This window comes from Lysinibacillus sp. KCTC 33748, assembly GCF_002237755.1.
Lineage (GTDB): Bacteria > Bacillota > Bacilli > Bacillales_A > Planococcaceae > Lysinibacillus.
Window position 1 is genome coordinate 57,649 of sequence record NZ_MWSJ01000022.1, and the last position, 25,989, is coordinate 83,637.

Genomic DNA, 25,989 nt, shown 5'->3' on the forward strand with positions numbered 1-25,989 from the left:
CGGGGATGAAAATAAATGAAAAAAAATGTACATGTAGTAGGTGCCATTATTGAAAATGAAAAGCATGAAATTTTTTGTGCGTTAAGAAATCCTAATATGGTACTAGCAAATTATTGGGAATTTCCTGGTGGTAAAATCGAAGAGGGAGAATCGCCTGAGCAAGCTTTAACTCGTGAAATATTAGAGGAATTTAATTGCTCTATACGGGTTGATAAAAAGGTTGAGGATACCATTTATGAATATGAAAAATTTATAGTACGCTTAGAAACTTTTAAAGCATCGATTATACAAGGAGAGCCCGTTCTACTTGAACATACTGCCATTAGATGGGTTCCTCGACATGAACTTCTAAATCTTAATTTTGCACCTGCTGATATTCCAGCGATAAATAAAATACTTGCAGAAAAGTAAGTAGTGATAAAGTGAATTAATTCAATGGGATTTTCTTCATCTCCCACTGAGTAGTCATCCTCATCAATCGGGCTTAAAAGAGCAGCAATGCTTGTTTAATCTCTGCATACTGCTCTTTTTTGACTTTCATATCAATTATGCCTCGGCATAATTGTGTCCGGAATCAGCTTTGTGCTTAGGCCTGCAGATGTTTTTTGTGCGAAAGCGCGGTGCTAACGTAGCGTCAGCAACACGAGGGACGACACGATGTCGGTCATTTCGGTAATGCCATAGGACGTGGCGTTTTTACCGATGCAGGTCAGTTAGCCGCTATCGCATGGATGCGATGGTTTTCGGCTAACAACCCCTAAGAACTCCTTTCCGATTCCGTGACATCCGCCGGAGGCTTTGGGCCAACACGATGTTGGTCACTCAGTCGTTGCCATAGGACGTGGCGTTCTTAGATTGAGTTCCTCTATTTCAGCGGATGTTTTTGCTGAAAGAAGTTAAAGCCATTTTCTATTTGGTGGAATACTTTGAGGAAAATTAAATACATTAAACGGATCGTATTTTCCCTTTACTTCCCTAAGCATTCTAAGATTACGACCATAATAGGCAGTTGGCCAATCTTTTATAAAACGATCTGGGAAATTCACATAATCACCAGTAGTGAACGGTGAAAGAGCCCGCCTTAAATTCTCTACCCATTGAATATTTTTTTCTTCCTCTTTAGGCTTTTTCCACGAAGTAATATACTCCTGAGCAATTAAAGCATTTCTATAATAATAAGCTGTTCGACTTGATGCAATTTGACTTACTGCTCCTCTAAGCGATTGCTGCCAAATGGACGCATTTCTATTGGGTGCGTTAGATAAAAATTCTTTCATTTGTACAATGGCAGCATGAGGGAATGGCCTTTCAATAAAGGACCCTGACCTTTTACGAAGAGCTGGTTTATTGCCGCTCGGTAAGTCAAAAAATTCTACAGCTTTAATATACGGTACTTCCTTTATCCATATGCTCGTTGGTGAGCCTGTTTTTCTTATAGGTCGGAGTAGTTTCTTTAGCTCAGATGCTGTACCTATAAATTCACCTTGAGCTACAATTTCTCCAACTTCCTTTGATTTAAGCTCAATCTGTGAAGTCAAGCGTTCATCTGTATAGGGTGCCCATTTTTGCCATGCGTCAAAGGCTCGTTCAAAATCTTCCCATCCCCATGTAATGGAGAAAATCGATACGTTTGAAATAGGATGCAGTTTAAATGTAAGTGCTGTAACGATGCCAAAATTCCCACCGCCTCCGCCACAACTCGCCCAAAATAAATCACTATTTCTCTGCTTGTCAGCTTGGATTACTTCAGCCCCTTCATGACCACTTGCAACAACCATTTCAACTTCTAGCAGATTGTCGCATGTTAGCCCAAATGGACGAGATAGCATACCAATCCCTCCACCAAGCGCCAAACCAACAACCCCTACACTACCTTCAGTTCCTGCCGGGATTGTAAAACCATTTTCCCATAATACTCGATACACTTTTCCTAAATTAGCACCCGCTTCAATTCTCGCTGTCATATCTTTCTGGTTAATTGTTATTTCATTCATTTCACTAACATCTATAACAAGACCTTCATTTAGTAATGAATAATTTTCATAGTTATGTCTCCCACTTCTGATTCGAAATGGTTCGTTATTTTCTCTCGCCCATCTTAATGCATGGATAACGTCTTTCGCCTTTTGACAAAATACAATAATACTCGGAAAATTAGGATCATTTAAATTATTATTTGTTCTTGCTTGCTCATAGTCCGGATCTTTAGGGGTAACAATTCTTCCTGTGAGCTTTACTTTCTTCAACATACAGCTCCTCTCTCAAATGATGCATTGCATATGTTTTATCCTATGCATATCACTTCGAAAGAATATGAAGTTTGCAATTTTTATCACATAAAAATGAAAGATAAATGCTCATTCCCTTTATTCATACATATGATGCTATATTGAAACCACTAAGGAGGTGTCCTAATGATTATTCATGTGGTGAGCGCTGGTGAAACGCTTTGGCAAATTGCAAACAGCTATTCCGTACCTATCAATTCCATTATCCAATTAAACGCTTTATCTAATCCAAATCAATTAGTAATCGGACAATCACTCGTTATCCCTTCTCCTTACACAACCCATATTGTAAAAAGGGGTGATACCTTATGGTCAATCTCCCAACAATATGGGGTGTCTATGCAATCGATTATCACAGAAAACCATTTAACGAATCCAGATGTTTTAACACCTGGCACTAGACTAATTATTCCACCCACTACACATATTGTGCTACCAGGGGAGACTTTATCGCAAATTGCCACGCAATATGGAACGACTGTGCAAGCAATTGTTTTAGAAAATGAAATTTCAAATCCAAACATGATTTACGCTGGTACGCATTTGATTATCCCGAGAGCAAAGCCTTCCATTGAAGTAAATGCTTATACGTATGAAGAGCCTAAAGAAGCTGTGCAGTCGATAAACGCGGTTGGTCATCTACTAACTTATTTTAGCCCCTTTGCTTATATGGTGAAGGAGGATGGAACACTACAGCCTATAAAGGATAAAGAAATGATTGATGCTGCCATTGCCAAAAACGTCACTCCTATGCTGACACTTACGAATTTCTCTTCCACAGAAGCCGGTTCCAACTTATCACATGTTATTTTATCTAGTGCAGAATTAAGGAAAAAGGTCATCGACAACACTTTACAAGTGATGCAGGAAAAGGGCTATAAAGTTCTAAACGTCGATTTTGAAAACGTTCTTCCGGCAGATCGGGAAAATTATAACATTTTCCTCCAATTAGCTGTTGATACTCTTCATCCAAAAGGATTCCTAGTATCAACGGCACTTGCGCCAAAAACGAGTGCAACGCAGGCAGGCACTTTATATGAGGCACATGATTATGAAGCACACGGAAGAATTGCAGACTTTGTTATTTTGATGACATATGAGTGGGGATATCGACTTGGTCCACCACAAGCAATTTCACCTATTAACGAAATGAGAAAAGTTGTGGAATATGCATTATCAGTTATGCCTGCTGACAAAATATTTTTAGGCTTTCAAATTTATGCTCGCGATTGGCTTCTACCGCATGTTAAAGGTCAAGAGGCAGAAACATTTAGCTCCCAAGAAGCACTTAACAGAGCAAGAAAATATGGCGCAACCATTCAATATGATAGGACCGCACAGTCACCGTATTTCCGTTATGTCGATGAACAAGGTAGAAATCATGAGGTATGGTTTGAAGATGCTAGAAGTGCACAAGCTAAGTTTGACATGACGAAGCAATATAATCTTCGAGGTATAAGTTATTGGGCATTAGGTTTTCCTTTCCCTCAAAACTGGGCGCTATTAAATAATGATTTTTCCATTAAAAAAGTTTCATTATAAAACGTGGGGTGATTTCGCTAGACTAGATGCTTTCTAGAATGTCCGATGTGCGGTTTTACGAAGGTGTTATTATGACTTAGTTTGCGCATTTAAGGCTTTATTATTAACCCAAAAAGTTCTAAACATTTCTACAATAAATTCTTACCTTTCCCTATTTTTTCCCATGATAAAAAATCAAATCAAAGCCATATTAAGAAATATCAAAACGAAAGGAGAAACTAAACATGGGAAGAGACAATAAGCAAGGCCAAAGCGCTAACAAGGGGTCATTACCTCAAACACCAAAAAAACAAAAAATAGCACCAAACAAAGTTAGTGAAGAATTTTCTCAAGAGTTTATGAACCTGATTAATACGGTTACTAAAGAAGGTAAGACAAAAAAATAAGGGGGGGCTTCAATTGGATTTTGAACGTGCACAAGAAATTGTCGCCTCACCAAAAGAATATGAAGTAAGCTATAATGGCGTATCAATCTGGATTGACAAGCTTCACGATGATGGTAAAACAGCAACTGTTCATTTACGGCGTTCTTTAGAGGAACGATCCGAAGTGGACATAGGAGAATTAAAAGAAGAATACCTCGCACATTAAATAAAAAAACTGCTTACTTTCAATGATGAAATTGAAGTAAGCAGTTTTTATGTTGAGAAAAACTATTTCAATGAATTAAGGCAAGTATCCTATCTAAAAAAGTATTGTAATTCGGTAAAATGAGTGTTTATTCTGGCATGTCATCCCAATTTCTATCCGTAGTTTTGGCGGTTCTATCCACGAATTTGGCGGTTCTATCCACGATTTCGAGGGTTCTATCCACGATTGGCCGTTCTATCCGTCGCTTTGACTCTACTTTCCGTCGCTCTGGCTCTTCTTCCCGTCGCTCTATTTCCCGCCTCTATAAGCCTAACTTTATATTACGAAATCCTCTTCATATTTAAACTCTTTTAAAACATCTCTTGCTCGACTATGTAATTCGTGAAAGTTATTGGATATCTCTTCTGCGGAAATCGGCTTACTAAATAAATAGCCCTGAATATAATCGCAGCCACCGGCTATGAGGAAAGCAAGCTGCTCCACTTCTTCAATTCCTTCGGCAACAACCTTTAATCTTAAATGCTTTGCCATGGATAAAATCATAGAAACGAGCGCTTCATCATTTGGATTATGTTGAATATTTCGTACGAAAGCCCGGTCAATTTTCAAACAATCAATCGGAAAATCTTTTAAATATGAAAGCGACGAATACCCTGTCCCAAAGTCATCAACAGCGATTTGGATACCGATTTCCTTTAATTCATGAAGTAGCTGCGTAATTTGATCGATGTTCATCGTCATACTTTCCGTAATTTCTAATTGTAAGTATTTTGGTTCTAATTTTGTACATTGTAAAATTTCTTGTACCATATGCACTAAGTCTTGCTGGAATAATTGTCCGATAGATAAATTTACGGCAACCTTCATCGGTGGCAAACCTTGCTCCCTCCATATTTTTGCTTGAGCGCACGCCGTCTCTAAAATCCATTTCCCTAAAGGAATAATTAGGCCAGATTCTTCTGCAATTGGGATAAACAACTCAGGTGAAACAAATCCGCGAGTTGGATGACGCCAACGTACTAGTGCTTCTACAGAGTCAATATTACCCGTTTTTAAATTTACTTGTGGCTGAAAATCTAAGTAAAATTCTTCATTAGCTAATGCTTTATGGAGCTCTTGTTCAAGCAATAGACGATCAGCAAGACCATTTGACATATCCGGCTTATAAAAGAGAACTCTTTGAGGTATTTGGCTCGCTTCCCTCATTGCTAACTGAGCATGCATTAAAAGCTCTTCACCTGAGCAATTTTCTTCACGCGGGGCAATTCCAATATTAAGATTACCGGTGAGTGTGAATAGTTGTACTTGCAATGGTCTTTTCATAGCGCTCTTCAAATTCAAGCAAAATTGTACTAACTCCTCTCTCGTCTTCACATGATTAATATAAATAATAAACTGCCCTTCAAGAAGCTTTGTTGCAAAATAATGAGGTGGTAATATAGCTTGAATTCTCTCTGCTACAAGCTTCATCATGGTATTAGAATAATTAATACCTATAGATGAGCGGATAGCGGCAAGGCGATCAATCTCAATCGCAATGATTGCTTTTTGACGACTATTGTCTTGTAAATCCTCTTTTAAAGTTTTCAATAATAAATGTTCATTTGGAAGCTTTGTAATGTCATCGTGAAAAGCTTGAAAATGAAGCTCCTGCTGCGAATACTCAAGATCTCGCTTTATTTTTAGAAGTTGCTGAAATGGTTTTTCAACAGTTGTATAGTAAATGGCTTTTAGGAAAAAGAAGAATGCAAAAAATTGATAAATTAATGCTGAAAGGCCCCAAATTGATTTCAAATCTTTGATGAACGCAAAGAAAATATCACTAATAATTAAATACATTGCTGCGCTAATAAGCCACATAACTCGTTTAGGCAACTCTTTTTTATACTTACTTAAAATCACTATCGTTACACCTTGTAAGACAGCAGACAATAAATGAACAATAGCGCTTGCTTCCAGTAACAATTGTTCTTCGAGTAAAAAATATTTTGAAGAGAGATACACTAGAAAAAGACTAAGTAGTACAAATAATAAGGAACTGCTATATGTATAATTACGATCTTTCATTGTTAAGCGTTTTTTTCGCTTTAATATAATAAAGAGAAAACCGATTGATAAGCATAAACGCATTATTAAATCCAACCATATTTCCAAATATAGTGTTTCAGCCATTGGATATTGAGCCAATGCCAAGTTCACTAATTCAAACAAGGCGATGATAAAAAATAAATTACCTATGTATAATGTTTGATTCGATAATAAATGCGAAAAAACGAGCCACGATTGAATAGCGATTGCCATTGTAAATACAATAATTAGTACTTGTATAATCAAGTTCAAACAAATATAACTTTCTTCGTTAAAAGAACCAAGTACTTGATTACTTAAACCTAACAATGGTAACACTAGCAATAGTGGCAATACTATATACCAAATCTCTTTCTGTTTTATCTCAAATTGATTCAACCTATTCTCCAACAGAAACCCTCCATACCAATATATATCAAATTAGATAGGTAATATGTTCTATCCAAAGGAAATATAAAATTAAAAATTGTATTTTTCTTTGACTTCTTACAAATCATAGCATTTTTATTGGAAATTGTATGCAAATTTAAAAAGTATGCCAATATTCATTTTTCACTGATATTAGCATACCTTTAATGCTTTATAGTACTATTCTTCTATAGAATTTAACAAGTCACGAAGCTTAATCATTATTCTTGTACGTCTTTTTTTAACTGCCTCGACAGATACACCTAGTTCTTTAGCAATTTCCAAGTAACTATAACCTTCTACATAAAAAAGTAGTATTATTTTTCCTTCCTCTAATTTCAAATGAGACATAAACCATTCTAAAAGAGCTGGATTTCTATCACCTATATCACGATCTCGAATATAATTTATCGTTTCATGATCCACAAGTGTATTCATATTTTCAAAACTCTTTTCCTTTGAAAGCTCTTTTAAAATTTCTCCTTTAACGGTTGTATAAATATAAGCAGAAAACAGTCCTTTTGTTTGATCTGCTTTACGCCAAGCATTCCACACGGCTATGGATGCTATATGACGATAATACTCAAAATCCTTATAAATTTGGCACTTTAACAAAATCGACGTGATCATCGGCTGGACTAATTCTAATACTTCATCAAATGGTAGTTCAGGTGATAACTTATTATTATGCTGTGTTGTCATCCTATTGTCCTGTCGACTGTGCACAGTCCATTATTCCTAGGTGCCTCTATCTTAGTTAATAGGCTACAAGCGTGTCGAACAGCCCTTTTAGTAATATGATCAGCAAGTTTTTATAGACACTTTTTAATATTTATACGCAACAATAGTATGATATTTTAAAAATGATATGTTTTAACTTCTTTCAGCAAAAACATCCGCTGAAATAGAGGAACTCAATCTAAGAACGCCACGTCCTGTGGCAACGACTGAGTGACCAACATCGTGTTGGCCCAAAGCCTCCGGCGGATGTCACGGAAATCGGAAAGGAGTTCACAGAGGATGTTAGCCTAAAATCATCGCATCCATGCGATAACGGCTAACTGACCTGCATCGGTAAAAACGCCACGTCCTATGGCATTACCGAAATGACCGACATCGTGTCGGCCCTCGTGTTGCTGACGCTACGTTAGCACTGCGCTTTCGCACAAAAAACATCTGCAGGTCTAAGCACAAAGCCGATTCCGGACGCAATTATGCCAAGGCATAATTGATTTGTAATTCTATACATATTTCTTAAAGAGTTGGACAAATTACTACTAAGGAGGCGAAATAGATGAATTTTCAAATAAGAGATGCGATTACGACAAACGTACATGGACAATCAGCGGCTGAATTTAAAGATATTGTCGAGGATGCAATTAGCCGTGGTGAAGAGCATTTACTTCCAGGGCTTGGTGTGTTTTTCGAAAAATGGTGGCAGCAATCTAGTCCTGCTGAGCAGGATGCATTTACCCAAAAATTAGAAAAAGCCTTTGCTCACTAATTTTTTATAGCAGTTCATTCCATTTCCAATAAATGCATGATAAAGTTTAATTTATCAGAAAATTAGGAGGGATTGGAATGACTGTTGCTGTAGAATTAATAGTAAATCAACTAAAAAAAGTTTTATCCGAAGAACAGGTGTCAACAAACGAAACGGTGCGACAGCTACATGGAAAGGATGAATCTCATCATACAATGAGCTTACCAGATGTCGTTGCCTTTCCTCGTTCCACGGCCGATGTCAGTGCCATCTTAAAAATTGCGCATGCGGAACGTGTACCAGTCGTACCTTTTGGTGTTGGCTCAAGTTTAGAAGGTAATGCAATTCCCATTGCAAATGGCATTTCTATCGATTTCTCTGAAATGAATGCTATTTTAGAAATTCGACCAGATGACCTGCTAGTAAAAGTACAACCGGGTGTAACACGTGCCCAATTGAATAAAGAATTAAAAAAACATGGACTTCAATTCACAGTTGACCCGGGTGCTGATGCGACACTAGGTGGAATGGCGGCAACGAATGCCAGCGGAACAACCGCAGTGCGTTATGGTGTTATGCGTGATCAAGTAAGAGATTTAGAGGTTGTACTCGCCGATGGTTCAGTCATTCATACCGGTAGCTTAGCAGCGAAGTCTTCTTCTGGTTATCACTTGAATGGCCTTTTCATTGGCTCTGAGGGTACGCTAGGTTGCTTTACAGAATTAACTTTACAAGTCTATGGTATACCCGAATTTGTATCGGCGGGACGTGCAGTTTTTGCGACATTTGGCGATGCTGTCAGTGCAGTAACCGCATTGCTGCAAGCGGGCATTTCAATTGGCCGTGTTGAACTGGTCGATGAAGCCTCTATTAAACAAGCAAATATTTATAATGAAACATCCTATGACGAGAAACCAACACTATTTTTAGAATTTCACGGAAATGAAGCTGGTATGCATGCAGATATAGAATTTGCTAGAGAAATTTTTGCGGACTTTGGCTGTCTTTTTGTTGAATTTGAACATGACAATGCAGCTCGAAATAAACTATGGGAGGCGCGCCACTCATTGGCCTATGCATATATCCATGCCTATCCGGGAAAAAAGCTTATGTCGACTGATGTTTGTGTGCCGATATCTGTGCTTGCTGAGTCCGTTTTGTATGCTCGTGAACAGCTTGAGGATGTTGGTCTTGCAGGCGGAATTGTAGGTCACGTAGGAGACGGTAACTTCCACGCCTTGTTAATGTTAGACCCAAAAGATGCTGAGGAGCAAGCAAAAGCCAACCGCTTCAATGAACATATCGTCCAATTTGCTTTACTTCGTGGTGGCACTTGTACCGGTGAACATGGTGTTGGTATTGGGAAAATGAAATATCAGTCTACAGAGCACGGAACATCTTTATTAGTGATGAAGAGCATAAAGGCAGCACTTGATCCACATAACATTATGAATCCAGGGAAGATTTTCAACTTATAAGGTAGATACTTAAAACACGATCTCGCCATGAAAGGTGAGATCGTGTTTATTTTTGGAGATTATCGACTGTTACGCTCAGTCCCTAATGCGCTTGGTATCATCGTTTCAACCAGGTAATCTCCTTCTTCAAATATAATTTTTTTCAACTCAATACCGAAAAATTCCTTCATCCTTACTTCTGTCATTACCTCTTGTACTTTACCGTAGATGACGCCTTTTTCTTTGGCAGTCATCAAGACTCGGTCTGCTAGATAAAATGCATGATTTGGGTAATGGGTATTAATTATGCACGAAATTCCACGTTCCTTTGATAAACGCTTAATCGTTTGTAAAATAACTATTTGTTTTTGAATATCCAAATGCGACTCAGGTTCATCTAAAATCAAAACTTCTGGTTCAGAAACAAGCGTTCTTGCAATTAAAGCTAACTGCAATTCACCACCACTAATTTCATTGCATGATTTTTTAGCAAGATGTAAAATATCAACCATCTCAAGTGCTTGATGAGCCGCTTCCAAATCCTTCGCGGATGGCTGAGCAAGGGTACTAATATACGGAGCCCTCCCCATAACGACAAGCTCTTCTACAGAAAATCCAAATACCATTTTATGCGCTTGGGGCACATATCCAACACGTTTCCATAGTTCTTTACGATTTAATGTTACAAGTGATTTGCCGTCTATGAAAGTTTCTCCTTTTTTCCATTCAAGTAACCCAGTTATACATTTTAATATCGTCGTCTTCCCTGCTCCGTTCGGACCTAGAATCGCCATTATTTCGCCAGGCTCCAATGAGAAATTGATGTCTTGTGCATATAAATCAGGTAATTTTTTTCGTCTTTTTTCATAATGATAATTACCGTTTATCACTTCAATTTTCATGCCCAGCCTCCTCCTGAACGGCGTAATAAATAAGCGAAGAACGGCGCTCCAATAATTGCTGTTAAAATAGATAAAGGTATTTCTGTTGCTGTTAATGATCGAGCTAAATCATCAATTATTAATAAATAAATACTACCAATAGCTACGGATACAGGTAATACAAATTGATTATTATTCCCGACTAGCATACGTGCAACATGTGGAATAATTAAACCAACCCAACCAACAATACCAGCAACGGCTACGGATGCGGCTGTAATTAAAGTCGCTCCTAAAATGACGAACCATTTTAAACGAGTAACGGGAATTCCCATTGATGCTGCTTCGTCCTCCGGCAATGTTAAAATATTCAATCGCCAGCGAAGTAAATATAATAGTAAAATTCCAATTAATATGAGTGGTCCACCAATATATAAATCCTTATAGGTCGCGGTACCAAGACTTCCCATTAACCAGTAAGTAATGGCTGGAAGTTTTTCCTCCGGATCGGCCAAAAATTTTGTTAAGGAAATTAATGCATTAAAGAGTGCAGACGTAACAACACCTGCTAAGACAAACATAAAAATCGGTGCGTTTTTCTTTGCTCCTGCAATTAAATACGTAAAGCCAATTGCACCTAATCCAAAAATCAGTGCCATCATTTGTGCAATAAAGTTTTGTCCAAATAACAATATCCCAAGCGATGCTCCAAACCCTGCACCCGCAGAAACACCTAATATATCAGGAGATACTAGTGGATTTCCAAACATACCTTGAAAGCCTGCACCCGCAATCGATAAACCACCGCCAATTAATAGAGCAAGTAATATTCGAGGTAACCGAATATTCATCACTACAGTTTCTTCCATATTTGTCCATGTTTGTTCAATAGGAAATACTTGAGAAGCTAGGATTTTAATAATATGCTCCAAGCTTACCTCAAATCGTCCAACACCGAGTGAAACGATTGCTACCAAAATCGGTAGCAACCATAAAAGTAACATTTTCCATTTCTTCATTTACATTCAGTCCTTAATAGTCCTTAATATTTCGCTGCATCTGAAGAAGGATTTAAAATAGAGTGGACTTCCTCATCTGAAACATCAAATTCATAGAAATCCTTATAGTAAGTTTTAATCTCATCTTCTATTTTATAGTTAAATAACGTTGGGTGATTTTTTTGTGCCAGCCATTTTAGCATTAATGGCGCATCGCCACTTGGTGGGAACCAACGATAAATACCTAATGGAATTTTATAAACTTTCCCCTCTTGAACAGCTTTCACCTGACTCCAATCCTGTCCATCTACCTTGTTTTTAAGTAAGTCCTCTGGCTGCGTTTCAGTGAAGTTGGTGATATAAATGATATCTGGATTCCAAGCATAGATTTGCTCCATGTTTACTTCTTTCTTTCCTTGTACATCATTTTCAGCAACGTCTACAGCTCCTGTTGCGTTAAGCCATTGATTACCGAAAAAGTTTTTACCACCAACCGTGATGGATTTATCATTATGCATATGTAGTATCATCGCACGAGGCTTGTCCTGAGTAGCAACATCTTTTAATTTAGCATCAAGTTCGGACTGCACTTTTTTACCTTCATCTAAGAAACGGTCAGCACGGTCAGTCGTTCCTGTCATTTGACTCGTTAATTTCAACCAGCTATTGAATGTTGCCAAAGGCTCCGCAGCAGCAGCATCAATTGCTTTTACGGCAACAACAGGGATTCCAGCCTCTGAAATTTTATTAATAGAATCCTCATTTGTTGAAATCTCTACATAAAGTTGAGGGTTCACTTTCATTAATTCTTCCACATTCACTTCACCATTTTGAATAAACGATGTTTCTGCTTTTAAAACATCTGGAGAAATTTTGGCTAAAATTGAATTTTTCGCGGCATTATACGAATTCGGATGCATACCAACAATTTCTTTCGTTGAGTTTGTAGCGACATACCATGTAGAGAAATAAGGTAATATTCCTCCTGTCACGACACGATCAATTTTGCCTGGTACTGTTACTTCACGACCAAGCTGATCCGTCACAATTTTTTCCTCTACCGTTGACTGAACTTCCGCTTTTGAAGATTCAGCAGATTGATTTGAAGATGATCCTCCATCTTGACTGCCACACGCTGCAAGCATTGCAGTTAATGCTAGTGTAGCTAAATAACCATATTTTTTCATTAATTCTCTTCCTCTCTTAACCATTTTGCCATTCCGTGTAAAAAGGGCTTCGACTGATCGATAAAACCAAGCCCAATATGGAACATTGGATCTAGTGTTGTGACAACTAATTCACCTTTAAAACTTACGTTATCGATATAAAATAGTGAACGACCACCTGGTATATCTAGTAATGATTGCGCACCAGCTGGTGGTAAAAACGAACCATGATAATGCCACTTCATATCATGAAGCGTTATATAGTTAAATAACGGATGTGTTGTATTTTGCTCGCTCATTGGTAAATCGTTGCCTTCGCGTACCCACCAGCTGAAATTCACTTCCGAATCCTCCCAATCAATTGTTGGAAACCAATTATCCAATATCTCACCAAAAATAATGAGCCGCTTACCCGATTCAATAAATGAGATAAGCTGCGATTGATAACGTTTCAAATGGGGAATATCAAGGCGACATGATAAAATCAATGTGTCATAATCTGCTAAATTATATCGATGTAATTCACGAATATGTAAAATATCATCATATAAATAATGAAATTCTTGGTCTTCAAAAAATCGGTTTTGAAAGGGTAATCCATTTGTTACGATACCAATCATTGTGTCTCCACTCCCTTCAATTGATTTCGCTCATACTCTTCTCGGATGCATGTAAGCATTTGCAAACTTAAATATCGTGAGGAATTATCTTCATCGATAAATACTCGATAAATATCCGTCCCTGCACCTGCAAAAATTGTGCCATTTGTTGAATCACGATCCACATAAATGATCGTCGCACCACTTTGATCCGTCACAAGTACTTCTGCATGCAATGGAATCTTTTCGAAATAACCACGAGAAAAAAATCCTCGAACTCCTTTACGGTAGTTAATGTCATAAGCATCAATACCTGCGAATAATGGATATATTGGCTCTTTTATAATTATTTCACGATCCTTTAACGGAATCGGAGAACGCTTCCAGTTAGGAACTCCCGCTAACCAAGGTAATGATGTCTCTGTAAGTGAAAAAATAACGCCGCCATGAGACAAATATTGATTCAAAATATTTTTATGCTCTAATAAAAATTGCTCCTCTACTAAATTAGTAATAATTAAGCCCGCATAGGCACGTAAATCGGTATACGGTAAATCGTATAAATATAAAAATGTTAATCCTCGCTTTCGATCCTCATCTGTCAGTCTCGAAAACTGTATATCAATACCAACATAAGCAATTGGTTTCAAAACGAACCCTTCTTTCTATTTTGGTTTTATTGAAAATGATTATCATTTGCATCTAAATACATATTACAGTATAGTGATAATGATTATCATTGTCAAACTAGTTTTATGCACTTCCTTTTGTTTCCAAGATATTAGAGGGGAATTTTTTCCATGAACAATATTCAAAAGGCATAAAATATTTTTTCAATATAATTTAAACCTTAACTTTATTTTTGGAGGAATAAAATATGAGTGACTCGATTTCGATACTAAAACTAGACCCTGGACATGCTTTCGGTGTGAATGGTCGTATGCAAAAAGATACAGGAAATGAATCAAAAATAATTGATCAATATGATTTTGCATACGCAAATTTGGAGAATGTGGATGTTATCCTAATACCAAACTTTATTGATCAAGAATTTTTGTATAGTCAACGTGAGAAGATTGCTGCCTTTTTAGAAGAGAAAAAAATCGTAGTGTATTGTGGCCATCTATTCCGTGAATGGCTACCAGGCTGCGGTCCATTTATGCCACAGCTTATTCGTAGTTATAAAGATTATGAGGTTTTTCCTAATGCAGATTCATCTATTTTCCAAGGTGTAACTACTGAAGATATGACATTTAAAAAAGGAGTTGCTGGCTTTTTTGCACGTGGTTATCACCACGCACCAGAAGATGCCAAAATATTACTTACTTTCTCAAATGGTAAAGCGGTTACATATGTAGATCGTTCTACAACAAATGGTACCATTTTAGTCCATGCAGGACGGGATTTACTAGGCTATGCTAATGAAAACAAATCAACTGATCTTATTCGTCCACAATTTTTAGCATGGCTTGAAGCAGAAGTACAATCATTAAAGGAGTGCACAGTACAATGAGAAAAATCGGTGTTATATATAGTGGTAATGAGTCACATTATCGGACATTCCTTGAACCAAAATTCAATCAATATATAAAAAAATTAATTTATCATCCCGATTTCCTAGAAACGGACATCGACGACTTAGACGTACTTATTGTTCCCTCTCAATTAAATCACAAGCTGTTACTTGCTAGCGTGAAAAAAATACAATCATTTGCTGATAAAGGTGGAATTGTAGTTGCATTTGGACCACAGCCATGGAGTTGGCTACCAGCACAACAATGGGAAGAACGACCAACGAATTTTTGGTGGTGGCTTGAAAAAGATGCTTCAAGTGGTCTAGTATTACAACAACCAAAACATCCTCTATTTAACGGTTATTTAACACTCGCTGACTGCACATGGCATCAACATGGCGTTTTCTGGCCTCCTGAGAATGCAGATATTTTAATATCGACGGAAGATGGTGGTGCTGTTTTATATATTGATACCACCTCTACTGGCGGAACATGGATTATTACGACATTAGATCCTGATTTCCATTTCGGATCTTACTTTATGCCAGCAACCGAGCGTTTCTTTGAAGGTTTTTTCCCATACTTAGCCTATGGCAAAATTTCATAAGCGCTGATTTAAAAGTAAATGCCATAGGAAAGGGTGAATCAACCCTTTCCTATGGCATAAAAAATTTTACGGGAATTTATAAATCATAGCGGAAACTTTTGACAAGCTTACCTCCCTTATAAAACTCTTTAGACTCATCTCTTACAAAGCCCAGCGATAAATAAAGATTAATAGCAGCCTGCATAATATCACCTGAGTGCAAATATAATGCTTGATCCTGACGATTGCGTGCAAAGTCGAAGCTTTCATGCAATAATTTTTTAGCAATGCCTAGCCCTCTTCCTTTAGGATGGACGCCCAGTAAGCGTACAATGGTAGACTTTATGTCAAGCTCCGGCAGACCATACGCTTTTTCGGAATCTGTAAATAATTGCAGTCCCCCTAAAATCTCATTACCACGCTTTGCTACTAAAATGGTTTCTGCATTTGGATTACCAACAGATGCGCGAATATCACTTAAGTACGATGCCCAGTTCTCTGGGTTTTCATATTCTTTTTCATATTGTGCATAACTCTCTACTAGAACCTCTAAATACCGGGCATAGTCTTCCTCTTTCAAATGCTCAATCACTATTTCAGCTACTGCCATTGTTCAATCCCCTTTTCTATTTAATCAACAATATATCCATTATTCCTCAGCATAAATTACATCTCTTAGCCTGAGCCCCTCTTTTCATCGGATGTTTGGATACCTGTACCTGTCGCTACGCTTCCGATACAAAAGACATTCGCCGAAAAGAAGTTAAATGCCTCCCTTACTATAGGCAGTTACTCTTCTCTCAATACGATGTGCAAACCATTCAACGATAACTGAAACACCCCAATAAACTAGCCCGACAGCGATAAATGCCTCCAAAAACTTTAAATTAATAGAAGCAACGATATTCGCAACCCCAGTTAACTCTTTAACCGAAAGGAAAAATGCTAGTGAAGTGGCATGTAAGAAACCAATAAAAACATTTGTGAAGTTAGGGATGGATTTACTAAATGCTTGGGGTAATATAAAGCGTCGCATCGCCTGTGAAAATGTTAAACCGACTGCATATGCTGCCTCTAGCTGTCCCTTTGGTACACTTAAAATACCGGACCGAATTATTTCGGAAGCATAGGCTCCTGCACTTAGCGTCAAAGCAAAAATAACAAAAAATAAAATAGGAATAGAGCTTGATTGAATCTCAATTTTTAAAGCCTTGGCAAAGACATCAACAACAATTGGTATGCCAAAATAAACAAGCATAATATGCATAATGATAGGTGTGCCTCTAAAAAAAGATACGTAAAAATTCAACAATGGTGCGAGAAATTTTGTTTGTTGTATTCGAATAAATGCAATAATAATGCCGATTAAAGTGCCCAATAAGACAGGTGTAACTGCCATGAACAACGTTAACGGCAAGACTTTACTAATTTCTTTTAACGCTTCAAAAATAAAAGCAATATCTATAGTCATAGCCTTTACCCCCTAGCTAGATGCAGTTTCCTTTGGCATATATCGATTAAGATACCGTTCATTGCGCTTTAATACATTTTCTAACAAAATAACAATGACATAATAAACGATGGACAGCGCCAAATATATTTCCAGTGCTCTTGTCGTTGAAGCAATTAGCGTTTCTCCACGTCCCACCATATCCATAACGCCAATAGAAAATGCTAAAGACGTATCCTTTAATGAACTTATCATCGTATTTGCCATATTGGGAAAGGCCACACGAATCGCCTGAGGAAGAATTATGCGAATAAAGGCCTGTATTCCACTTAATCCAACTGAATAAGCTGCCTCCATTTGACCACGATCAACTGTTAAAATTGCCGCTCTAAAAATCTCAGCGAACGATGCAGCATTGCTCAACGTATAAGTAATAATTACAAAATACATAGCATCCATTCTTGTTACATCAATATGCACAAGTTTCAATAATGCTGGTATACCGTAAAACACTAAAAACAATTGCACTAAAATCGGCGTACCTCGAATAAACGAAATATAAATCGTTATAATTTGCTTCAATACTGGTATGTGTAGCAACTTTGGTATAGAGATCACTATACCGAGCAGCATGCCAAAAATAGTGGCGAACGCTAAAATTTCAAGTGTTACTGGTAAATACTGAAGCAATATTGGAAGTACTTTTGCAATTAGTGTGAAGTCAAAGTCATTAGCCATACTTCCTTCTCCCTCTCCTATTCCGTTTAGAAGTCTACCGAATAATCGTCACCTAACCATTTCTTACTTAACTTACTAATGACGCCTTCTGCCTTTAACTCTCGAATTGCATCATCAAGTCGCTTCTGTAAGACAGCCTCGTCTTTATTTAATAAGAAGTAAACTTTTGAATTTAATAAAGCATCTCCTACAACCTTCTCCTGCGCCTCATTACTTTCATTAAAGTACTTTACTGCAAATGGTGTTGTAATGATTGCATCGATACGACCTGTCGCAAGTTGATTGTGAATATCAACCGAGCCGGAAGAATAGATAATATTAGCGCCTAAATTATGTTCCTTATTATATTTCTCTATATAGACAGCCGAGTTACTAGTTGGTGAAACACTAACGTTTTTCCCTTTCAAATCATCAATGGATTGAATAGAATTGTTTTTTTCATTGACTGTTACTTTTAATGGGAATACATTATAAGGTTCTTTATTAAAGAGGAATTTCTCCTCTCGTTCACTATTGACCTCCATTTGATGGGCAATAAAGTCAATTTTCCTTGTCTCTAAACTTAATAATAAATTTGAAAATTCCATTGTTTTAAATTCAATTTCATATTCTGGTAGCTTCTCATCAATGGCACGAACAAGCTCTACATCATATCCTGTTAAATTCCCCTTGTCATCAATGAAACAGATATTTGGAAATTGGGTTCCTGTACCAACAATGATTTTTTGAACATCCTTGCCACCTTGTGCTGCACTATTTTCACTAGTATCCCCTTCGGACTTTTCCGTATTTGTACAAGCTGTTAAAAGTAAAGTTAGCAATAATAGTAAATAAAACGATAATTTTTTCATAAACTCCCTCTCTTCTTATGCATGCGATGGTAGATCAACAGCAAGTACTGCTTTTAAATGCTCCAACCCAATTTCTGTTACTGCTTTAAAGACGCCATTTGCTCCAATTTCGACAACCGGGACATAACGGACACCATATTTTATTTCAAGAATGTCACGGAATGCATCCTGATGTGTTACATCCACCGTTTTGTACGAAATGCCTTGTTGTTGTAAGTATGTTTTCACTTCATCACAATAACTACAGCCTTGCTTAGACCAAACAATTACATCTATATTTTTTGCCATGTTCATTTCCTCCTTAGCTTACCGCTTCTTTTTGCTGCAAATTTACTGGACTTAAAAGTTCAAATGATCGTTCCCGTTCAAATTCCTTCAACACAGGCGTATGCAAAATAAACTCATCAATTTGATAGCGCACATGATAGTCATCTAATATCGATTTAATATCTTCTGGAGAACCGTATACAATATCTGCATCATATTGCTTCACCGTAAATGTCTCTCCAGATTCCTGACCAAATCTCTCTGCAAGTTCTACCGATTGTAATGTTAGGCTTCTCCCACTCGCTAAATGCACCTTCGTAATTTTTTGATCACCAATTAACTCTTTCGCCTCTTCTTTTGTAGGGGCTGCAAAGGCTGCGATTGAAACGGCGAAATGACCGTTTGGATAATGCTTGCGATATGCTGTAGCTGCTTGTGCTAACACTTCATTGTCACTATTAATAAATCGAGCAAAGACGAACGCAATGCCTAATGTGCCTGCAAGAGCGGCACTTTGTGGACTTGCCCCAAGTAAAAATAATGCTGGTTTTACCTTTGGAATCGGCGTTACCTGTACGCCATATAACTCGTGTTCAGATGGAACAGCTTGATCAATTAATTGCTGCAAAAATGTTAATCTTCCCTCGAAATCTTCGCCTTGATTGAGCGTGCCATATTGCAACGCCTTCGTAGAGAGGGGTAAACCGCCCGGTGCCTTCCCTATGCCTAAATCAACTCGCCCAGGCTCCAACGAAGCGAGAACATGGAAATTTTCTGCTACCTTGTATGGGCTGTAGTGCTGAAGCATCACTCCACCCGACCCGATATTGATAGACTTTGTTTTAGCAAGTAGATAAGACACTAATACCTCTGGAGATGACCCCGCTAATGTAGCTGTATTATGGTGCTCTGACACCCAAAAACGTGAATAACCCAATTTCTCTGCTTTTTGTGCTAGAGCCACTGTTTTTTGTAAGGTCTGCTCGTTTGTAGCACTCTCAATAATGGGACTTTGATCTAATATACCTAATGAATAGCTCATACACTTTCCTCCTCCAAATACACTTATTCATATATATTTACTAGGTTTTTAGACAGATTGTTTGACATAACGGCTTTCTTTAAATGGTAAACCTAAGTTACCACGTAATGTGTCCGCCTCGTATTCTTCACGATATAGCCCTCTAGCCTGTAAAATCGGCACAACCTTATCTACAAAATCATCCAGTGCTCCAGGTACAGTAACACCTATAATAAAGCCATCAGCCGCCTCTTTTTCAAACCATTCCTGTACGAGATCAGCAACATGCTCTGCTGTGCCAAAGAACGCCGTTTTTGGGGTTGCTTCACGTAAAGCAACTTGTCGCAATGTTAACTCTTCTTGTTTGGCATATTTTTTAATATAATCAGTCGTACTTCTAAAGCTATTTGCTCCTATTTTACCAAGCTCTGGGAACGGAGCATCTACATCATATTGTGTAAAATCATGATGATCGAAATATCGACCAAGATAAGCAAGTGCACGCTCTATCGAAACGAGCTCAACGATTTCCTGATACTTCGCTTCCGCTTCCTCAAGCGTATCGCCAATAATCGGAGAAATTCCTGGGAAAATTTTAACTTCATCTGGATTGCGTCCAAATGCTGCAACTTCAGTCTTTACTCTTTTATAAAATTTCTGTGACTCTTCTAATGACGTACCATGTGTAAAGATTGCGTCTGCATCCTTTGCGGCTAATCGAATTCCTGCACCTGAAGAACCCGCTTGGAAAATAACAGGCTGCCCTTGCTTAGAGCGCGCAATATTTAGCGGACCTTGCACTGAAAAATATTGCCCCTGATGATTTAATGTGTGTAGCTTAGTTGAATCAAAAAAAACATCATTTTCTACATCTGCAATGAAAGCATCGTCTTCCCATGAATCCCACAATCCCCTTGCCACTTCTAAATATTCCTCAGCAATTTGATAGCGCTCTGCGTGACTCGGATGCTGCTCAATTGTTTTATTGTAGTTTAAGGCAGTGCTTTCTAACGGGGTCGTGACAACATTCCATCCTGCACGCCCCCCACTAATATGATCTAAAGAGGCAAATTGACGTGCCACTGTAAATGGTTCGCTATAGGAAGTTGATACAGTGCCTACTAACCCGATGTTTTTAGTTGTTACTGCTAGCGCCGATAAGATTGTTAGTGGCTCGAAACGATTTAAAAAATGCGGAATCGATTTTTCATTGATGAATAAACCATCCGCAATAAAAGCTACATCAAATTTCCCTTGCTCAGCCTTTTGTGCCTGTTGAATATAAAACGGCAAGCTTACACTTTGATTGCTAGCAACCTTCGGATGACGCCAACTTGAAATATTACCACCTACACCATGAATAATAGCCCCGAATCGAATTTTGTCCTGTCTCACCATATTTACTCCTCCTCAAATTTTATTTTTACTAAACTTAGTGGTTAAGTATGTTTTAAGTGTAAAAAAATACTTTATTTATGGAATCATAAATAAAATAGGATTGAGGAAGATAATACCTTTCATTTATACAATTTGCAATGGGCTACATAATAGAAAAAATTTTACTGTCATATAAAATATTTTATCAATATCAATTATGCCTCGGCATAATTGTGTCCGTGTGCTTAGGTCCGCAATTGTCTTTTGTGCGAAAGCGAAGCGACAGCAACACGTTTTTGTCTGTGCGAAAGCGAAGCGACAGCAACAACACGAGGGCGACACGATGTCGGTCATTTCGGTAATGCCACAGGACGTGGCGTTTTTACCGATGCAGGTCAGTTAGCCGTTATCCCATGGATGCGATGATTTTAGGTTAACATCCTCTGTGAACTCCTTTCAGCGGATGTTTGGATACCCTTGAAAAGTAACACTTAAACCCGCATTCATCTCACCACCTATAGAAGTGGTTGACCATTGCTGAAAGTAGTTAAATTTTCTTAAATGCTTTCAAATTGTACAGCTGTCTCTACTATTGTTTTCCATAAAGCTGGTGCAAGCGTCTCTTTATTTTTATATGTTAAAAAAATATGTTGATTCATATCAAGTAAATGCTTAACATCAGCCTCAACAAATTCACCACTTTCAAGCTCTTTTTTTACACAAAGATGTGGTAAGAAGCTCATATACTCCCTTGTACGGATAAATTCTTTCGCTACTTCTAAATGATCCGTTCGCACTTCAATATTTGCTGATACGCCCTCTACCTCAAACATTTTATGCACATAATTCCAATCAAAAGCCCCACATTCAAAAAACACCATTTTCTGTCGTGCCATTTCCTTTGCATTCATTACATTTTTTTGTATAAAGGGGTGCTCCCGATGCATCACAAGTTTAACCGCATTACTTAGCAATAGCTCATTGTAAATTCCTTCCCTATGAACATATTGAATAAGACCCATATTGATTTGATGACTTTGCAGTTTCTCTAAAATCACCGCTGTTGAACCTGTGATGATCTGAAAATGCAAATGCGGAAAGTCTCTCTTCCATTTCGGCAAAGCGTAAGCTAAAAAATATTGTGCTGTGACTCCATTTGTACCAATACACACCTCATTAGACTCCTGCGTTTCCTCTAATTGTTTTTTCCCTCGTTGAAAGGTTTCCACAATCTGTGTCGCAAACGGAACAAAGTCCTTCCCTTTATCCGATAATATTACACTTCGCCCATCGCGATGGAATAACTCGACATTCAACTCTCGCTCCAATGATTTAATACGAGCCGTCACAGTCGGTTGAGATAAAAACAATGCATTGGCGGCCTTATGAATACTTTTATAATGCACGACATATAAAAATGCCTCGATATGATCAATGTTCAACCGGAGCCCTCCTTAAATTACTTATTTATCCTATTATATAGATAATTGTTTTAATTCTCTATAAAAGATTGGAAAACTAGGATTTATATTTTTCCAAAGTAACTGTTCATTTGAAGAGCGCCCTTGAAAGGCAGCGCAACAAGAAAAAAGCAACCTAGCGTCTCCCAGGTTACTTTATTATGTAGCGATGTGGTCATCCATCTTGATCACATACATCGCGCGTGGTTTACATCCCTCTGTCTGCAACCACCGTTATGTTATTCACAGTGACACCCCCTGTTGCCAATGTGAACTTTGTCTATATAGTACTTCCCAAACCGAGAAGTATAGCTTTAAAGCAAGTTTGTGCTTACTAAACGTAGAGCAATTTAAGTTCTATGCTAGAATCGATGCAAGAACCGCTTTTTGCGCATGAAGTCTGTTTTCTGCTTGCTCAAAAATATAGGAATTTGGTCCATCGATAACAGATGTCGCTACTTCTTCTTCACGATGGGCCGGTAAACAGTGCAAGAACATATAATTCGGCTTTGCGTATGCGACAAGCTCATCATTAATTTGGTATCCAGCAAAGTCTTGTAGACGTTTCGCAGTTTCCTCTTCTTGCCCCATTGACGTCCATACATCAGCGTATACTACGTCCGCGTTTAAAACTGCTTCTACAGGATCATTTGTAATTGTAATTATGCTACCATTTACTGCTGCGATAGCCTGTGCCTTCGCGATTACTTCTTCGTCACATTCATAGCCAACCGGTGTTGCCACTGCCACATTCATTCCTACATGCGCAGAAGCGACTACTAATGAGTGCGCCACGTTGTTGCCATCTCCAACATAAGCAATTTTAAGTCCTTTTAGTTCACCTTTATGTTCAAAGATTGTTTCTAAATCCGCTAAAGCTTGGCATGGATGATAAATATCCGTTAGTCCATTTATTACTGGTATAGAAGCATGCTCTGCAAGCTCTGCAACCATTGCATGAGAATTCGCTCGAATCATAATGCCATCTAAATAGCCTGATAGCACATGTGCTGTATCATAAACAGATTCACCGCGACCAATCTGTAAATCACGCGCATGCATAAACATACCTTTTCCGCCCAATTGGTTCATACCTACTTCAAATGAAATACGAGTACGAGTTGAATGTTTTTCAAAAATCATACCGAGTGTCTTACCTTCTAATAGCTTCGGACATTTTCCTTCTTTAGTAATCATTTTTAGCTGTGTCGATAACTCAACTAACTGCTGAACCTCTTCACTTGTATAGTCTAGCAAGGTTAATAAGTCCTTATCTTTTAAGCTAGTTACTAACTTTAGCTGTACTTCCTCAAGTAATTTCATAGCCTTCACTCCTTGTTTCGTTGCTGTTGGGATTAGTATAACAATGCATAAATATAAAATCAATTGAATTTTTATGTTTATTTTCAAAAGTTAGAATTTTACCTTCTGATGTGACAATAATGCGAACAATCGAATATTTATGCATATTCAAGGAAATTGCATTATTGTTAATACATATTTATAATTTATATATATTAATTATTTAGGTAGTAAAACGTATGGATAAGGAATTGGTACATCTTATTTAGGAGATTAATCAAGTTGAATATGAAACCAATTTAAGGTTAACCGAAGAATTTCCCTCTTTGTTGGATGAAACATTAACTACAAAACAAGCAGTATTTTTAAATCTTCTTCAGACGAAAGGCCCCTTCAAACATATGAATTGGCAAAGTTAATGGGGACATCCGCGAGTGCTGTTAGCCAGTTAGTAAATAGGCTGGAGCAAGAAAGTTTTATTAAAAGAACAATGAGTAAAAAGGATCGTAGAGAAGTGATTATAGAGCTAGATGAACGAGGGTATCTTTATTTTCAAAAGCAGGAGGAAATTGAGCTTACTATTATTTATAAATATTATTCATAGCTCAATCGAGAGGACTTGTTACAATTAAAGGACATACTTTTGAAATTACATTCTATTATTTCAGCGGAGCAGGAAAAAAATAAGCGTTCATAATGGAGGTATTCTTTTGGATTTACATAATTTAAAAAAAGACATTTTTAAAATTGCTTATCCCTATATAAAAACTCGCCCAAATGTTGCTTTATCCATTGGTATCATATCTCAAGGTCAGGAAGCTACCTTTACTTTCGGTGGCTCGAATTTTATGCTGGAAGAAAAGTCCTACATATATGAAGTTGGCTCAATTTCTAAAGTTTTTACTACATCCATATTAGGGGAAATGGTTCAGGAAGGAAAAGTCCATGTCGAAGATTCTATAGGCAAATACTTTTCTGCAATTCCCGATACTCACCCTGTTACACTCAAGCGTTTAGCCAATCATACTTCTGGGCTACCGGGAATAGGTGTGCTGAAGAACATTTACAATGTTTTTGATGCGCAGACACCTCGTGATCCTTTTTGTCAATATTCACTGGACGAGACTATACATTATTTTAAAACGCATACGGACGAGCCTAAAGTTAAATTTCGATATTCTAATGTAGGGATGGGGCTTTTAGGATATATTTTAGCTAATACACTTCATACTGATTTTGAAACTGCTATCAAACAAAGATTAACAGATCCTTTAAATATGCCAAATACTTTTATCTCTATCCCTACCAATCAGGCAGAGGCAGTATTGCAAGGATACACTATCCTCGGACATAAAAAGCCACCTCTCCAAATGAATGAATTTATGGCAGCAGGGGCAGTCCGTTCAACTGTTAATGATCTTTTAAAATTTACGAAAGTACATTTAAGTGATGAAAATTTAGGTTATACATTAACACATCAAGCAACTGAAACTTTTTCAGAAAATATAAGTATTGGTCTAGGATGGCAACTCGATCACAATATCATTTGGCATAATGGTTCGACGAAAGCTTTTTCAAGTTATTTAGGGTTTGATAAAACACAACAAACGGGCGTCGTTGTTTTATCAAATTATCGATCTCCTATATTGGCGGCAAACCCTAGTCAAATTGGTAAAGATATATTGCAGCTTTTACAGGTTCAATAGATGATTTTATGAATATATCGATAAGTATTGTTAAATTATCGATAAAAATTTTGAATTTATCGCCTAACTTTTTTAGTTTATCGACATAAAAAAAGGTTCTAAGTCAAATGTTGGGGTGCTATACTCTTTCAGCACCTTAACCCAGATGAACTCCAATTTCTTTATACTTTAAATTTAATAAGATTTTTGCTCGAAAGTGATCGAAGCGTCGAAAGC

The 25,989-nt window shown here is 37.5% G+C and carries 27 protein-coding genes; 10 read left to right on the forward strand and 17 right to left on the reverse strand.

The window, feature by feature from the left end:
* The first annotated feature begins 15 nt into the window (after positions 1-15).
* Positions 16-411 (forward strand): (deoxy)nucleoside triphosphate pyrophosphohydrolase, encoded by a 396-nt coding sequence (locus tag B1B04_RS20270; RefSeq protein WP_079563184.1) that lies wholly within the window; start codon positions 16-18, stop codon positions 409-411.
* Between the two features lie 485 nt (positions 412-896).
* Here B1B04_RS20270 and B1B04_RS20275 read toward each other — a convergent pair whose 3' ends face one another.
* Positions 897-2,246 (reverse strand): FAD-binding oxidoreductase, encoded by a 1,350-nt coding sequence (locus tag B1B04_RS20275; protein WP_079563208.1) that lies wholly within the window; start codon positions 2,244-2,246, stop codon positions 897-899.
* Between the two features lie 168 nt (positions 2,247-2,414).
* Between B1B04_RS20275 and B1B04_RS20280 the strand changes: the two genes are divergently transcribed.
* From B1B04_RS20280 to B1B04_RS20285, 3 genes are all read left to right on the forward strand, one after another.
* Positions 2,415-3,830 (forward strand): LysM peptidoglycan-binding domain-containing protein, encoded by a 1,416-nt coding sequence (locus B1B04_RS20280; protein WP_079563185.1) that lies wholly within the window; start codon positions 2,415-2,417, stop codon positions 3,828-3,830.
* A gap of 224 nt (positions 3,831-4,054) precedes the next feature.
* Entirely contained in the window at positions 4,055-4,216 is a 162-nt protein-coding gene (locus B1B04_RS25785; protein ID WP_170939039.1) for a YfhD family protein, read from the forward strand.
* 13 nt (positions 4,217-4,229) lie between these two features.
* The gene (locus tag B1B04_RS20285; protein WP_079563186.1) at positions 4,230-4,421 is read left to right on the forward strand and encodes an H-type small acid-soluble spore protein; all 192 of its coding nucleotides are present in this window, start codon (positions 4,230-4,232) and stop codon (positions 4,419-4,421) included.
* Between the two features lie 315 nt (positions 4,422-4,736).
* On the opposite strand, the gene B1B04_RS20290 is transcribed toward B1B04_RS20285, so the two are convergent.
* Together B1B04_RS20290 and B1B04_RS20295 are read right to left on the reverse strand one after the other, a co-directional pair.
* Positions 4,737-6,899 (reverse strand): bifunctional diguanylate cyclase/phosphodiesterase, encoded by a 2,163-nt coding sequence (locus B1B04_RS20290; protein WP_240518354.1) that lies wholly within the window; start codon positions 6,897-6,899, stop codon positions 4,737-4,739.
* Positions 6,900-7,097: 198 nt separating this feature from the next.
* On the reverse strand, positions 7,098-7,619 hold the full coding sequence (locus B1B04_RS20295; RefSeq protein ID WP_079563187.1) for a sigma-70 family RNA polymerase sigma factor: 522 nt from the start codon (positions 7,617-7,619) through the stop codon (positions 7,098-7,100).
* 592 nt (positions 7,620-8,211) lie between these two features.
* On the opposite strand from B1B04_RS20295, the gene sspI reads away from it, so the two are divergent.
* Positions 8,212-8,421 (forward strand): small acid-soluble spore protein SspI, encoded by a 210-nt coding sequence (sspI, locus tag B1B04_RS20300; protein ID WP_079563188.1) that lies wholly within the window; start codon positions 8,212-8,214, stop codon positions 8,419-8,421.
* A 77-nt stretch (positions 8,422-8,498) separates the two neighbouring features.
* A complete protein-coding gene (locus B1B04_RS20305; RefSeq protein WP_079563189.1) occupies positions 8,499-9,878 on the forward strand; it encodes an FAD-binding oxidoreductase in 1,380 nt (459 codons plus the stop codon).
* Between the two features lie 59 nt (positions 9,879-9,937).
* On the opposite strand, the gene B1B04_RS20310 is transcribed toward B1B04_RS20305, so the two are convergent.
* From B1B04_RS20310 to B1B04_RS20330, 5 genes are read right to left on the reverse strand one after another with little or no spacing between them, the layout of a single operon-like run.
* Positions 9,938-10,759 carry an ABC transporter ATP-binding protein gene (locus B1B04_RS20310; protein ID WP_079563190.1) on the reverse strand — a complete coding sequence of 274 codons (822 nt, stop codon included), beginning with the start codon at positions 10,757-10,759 and terminating at the stop codon, positions 9,938-9,940.
* A complete protein-coding gene (locus B1B04_RS20315) occupies positions 10,756-11,757 on the reverse strand; it encodes a FecCD family ABC transporter permease (RefSeq protein ID WP_079563191.1) in 1,002 nt (333 codons plus the stop codon). The genes B1B04_RS20310 and B1B04_RS20315 overlap by 4 nt, the downstream gene beginning before the upstream one ends.
* Positions 11,758-11,780: 23 nt before the next feature.
* Positions 11,781-12,923, reverse strand: coding sequence for an ABC transporter substrate-binding protein (locus B1B04_RS20320; protein WP_079563192.1), 1,143 nt, complete (start codon positions 12,921-12,923; stop codon positions 11,781-11,783).
* Positions 12,923-13,522, reverse strand: coding sequence for a hypothetical protein (locus tag B1B04_RS20325; protein WP_079563193.1), 600 nt, complete (start codon positions 13,520-13,522; stop codon positions 12,923-12,925). Before B1B04_RS20325 ends, B1B04_RS20320 begins: the two co-directional genes overlap by 1 nt.
* Complete coding sequence (locus B1B04_RS20330) at positions 13,519-14,151, reverse strand: hypothetical protein (RefSeq protein WP_079563194.1); 633 nt, start codon at positions 14,149-14,151, stop codon at positions 13,519-13,521. The genes B1B04_RS20325 and B1B04_RS20330 overlap by 4 nt, the downstream gene beginning before the upstream one ends.
* Positions 14,152-14,378: 227 nt before the next feature.
* On the opposite strand from B1B04_RS20330, the gene B1B04_RS20335 reads away from it, so the two are divergent.
* The gene (locus B1B04_RS20335) at positions 14,379-15,014 is read left to right on the forward strand and encodes a hypothetical protein (protein WP_079563195.1); all 636 of its coding nucleotides are present in this window, start codon (positions 14,379-14,381) and stop codon (positions 15,012-15,014) included.
* The gene (locus B1B04_RS20340; protein WP_079563196.1) at positions 15,011-15,622 is read left to right on the forward strand and encodes a hypothetical protein; all 612 of its coding nucleotides are present in this window, start codon (positions 15,011-15,013) and stop codon (positions 15,620-15,622) included. The genes B1B04_RS20335 and B1B04_RS20340 overlap by 4 nt, the downstream gene beginning before the upstream one ends.
* A 76-nt stretch (positions 15,623-15,698) precedes the next feature.
* Here B1B04_RS20340 and B1B04_RS20345 read toward each other — a convergent pair whose 3' ends face one another.
* The 9 genes from B1B04_RS20345 to argF form a co-directional block, all read right to left on the reverse strand.
* On the reverse strand, positions 15,699-16,211 hold the full coding sequence (locus tag B1B04_RS20345) for a GNAT family N-acetyltransferase (RefSeq protein WP_079563197.1): 513 nt from the start codon (positions 16,209-16,211) through the stop codon (positions 15,699-15,701).
* Positions 16,212-16,364: 153 nt separating this feature from the next.
* Positions 16,365-17,072 (reverse strand): amino acid ABC transporter permease, encoded by a 708-nt coding sequence (locus B1B04_RS20350; RefSeq protein ID WP_079563198.1) that lies wholly within the window; start codon positions 17,070-17,072, stop codon positions 16,365-16,367.
* Between the two features lie 12 nt (positions 17,073-17,084).
* The gene (locus B1B04_RS20355) at positions 17,085-17,789 is read right to left on the reverse strand and encodes an amino acid ABC transporter permease (RefSeq protein WP_079563199.1); all 705 of its coding nucleotides are present in this window, start codon (positions 17,787-17,789) and stop codon (positions 17,085-17,087) included.
* Between the two features lie 26 nt (positions 17,790-17,815).
* Positions 17,816-18,640, reverse strand: coding sequence for a transporter substrate-binding domain-containing protein (locus B1B04_RS20360; protein ID WP_079563200.1), 825 nt, complete (start codon positions 18,638-18,640; stop codon positions 17,816-17,818).
* Between the two features lie 15 nt (positions 18,641-18,655).
* Complete coding sequence (locus B1B04_RS20365) at positions 18,656-18,928, reverse strand: glutaredoxin family protein (protein WP_079563201.1); 273 nt, start codon at positions 18,926-18,928, stop codon at positions 18,656-18,658.
* Positions 18,929-18,941: 13 nt separating this feature from the next.
* Entirely contained in the window at positions 18,942-19,949 is a 1,008-nt protein-coding gene (locus B1B04_RS20370; RefSeq protein WP_079563202.1) for an LLM class flavin-dependent oxidoreductase, read from the reverse strand.
* Between the two features lie 48 nt (positions 19,950-19,997).
* Positions 19,998-21,326 (reverse strand): LLM class flavin-dependent oxidoreductase, encoded by a 1,329-nt coding sequence (locus B1B04_RS20375; RefSeq protein ID WP_079563203.1) that lies wholly within the window; start codon positions 21,324-21,326, stop codon positions 19,998-20,000.
* A 536-nt stretch (positions 21,327-21,862) separates the two neighbouring features.
* The gene (locus B1B04_RS20380; RefSeq protein ID WP_079563204.1) at positions 21,863-22,747 is read right to left on the reverse strand and encodes a LysR family transcriptional regulator; all 885 of its coding nucleotides are present in this window, start codon (positions 22,745-22,747) and stop codon (positions 21,863-21,865) included.
* A gap of 375 nt (positions 22,748-23,122) precedes the next feature.
* On the reverse strand, positions 23,123-24,088 hold the full coding sequence (argF, locus tag B1B04_RS20385; protein ID WP_079563205.1) for an ornithine carbamoyltransferase: 966 nt from the start codon (positions 24,086-24,088) through the stop codon (positions 23,123-23,125).
* 340 nt (positions 24,089-24,428) lie between these two features.
* Here argF and B1B04_RS26750 point away from each other — a divergent pair, with 340 nt between their 5' ends.
* Entirely contained in the window at positions 24,429-24,671 is a 243-nt protein-coding gene (locus B1B04_RS26750; RefSeq protein ID WP_368483757.1) for a MarR family transcriptional regulator, read from the forward strand.
* Between the two features lie 106 nt (positions 24,672-24,777).
* The gene (locus B1B04_RS20395) at positions 24,778-25,773 is read left to right on the forward strand and encodes a serine hydrolase domain-containing protein (RefSeq protein WP_079563207.1); all 996 of its coding nucleotides are present in this window, start codon (positions 24,778-24,780) and stop codon (positions 25,771-25,773) included.
* Positions 25,774-25,989: the final 216 nt, after the last annotated feature.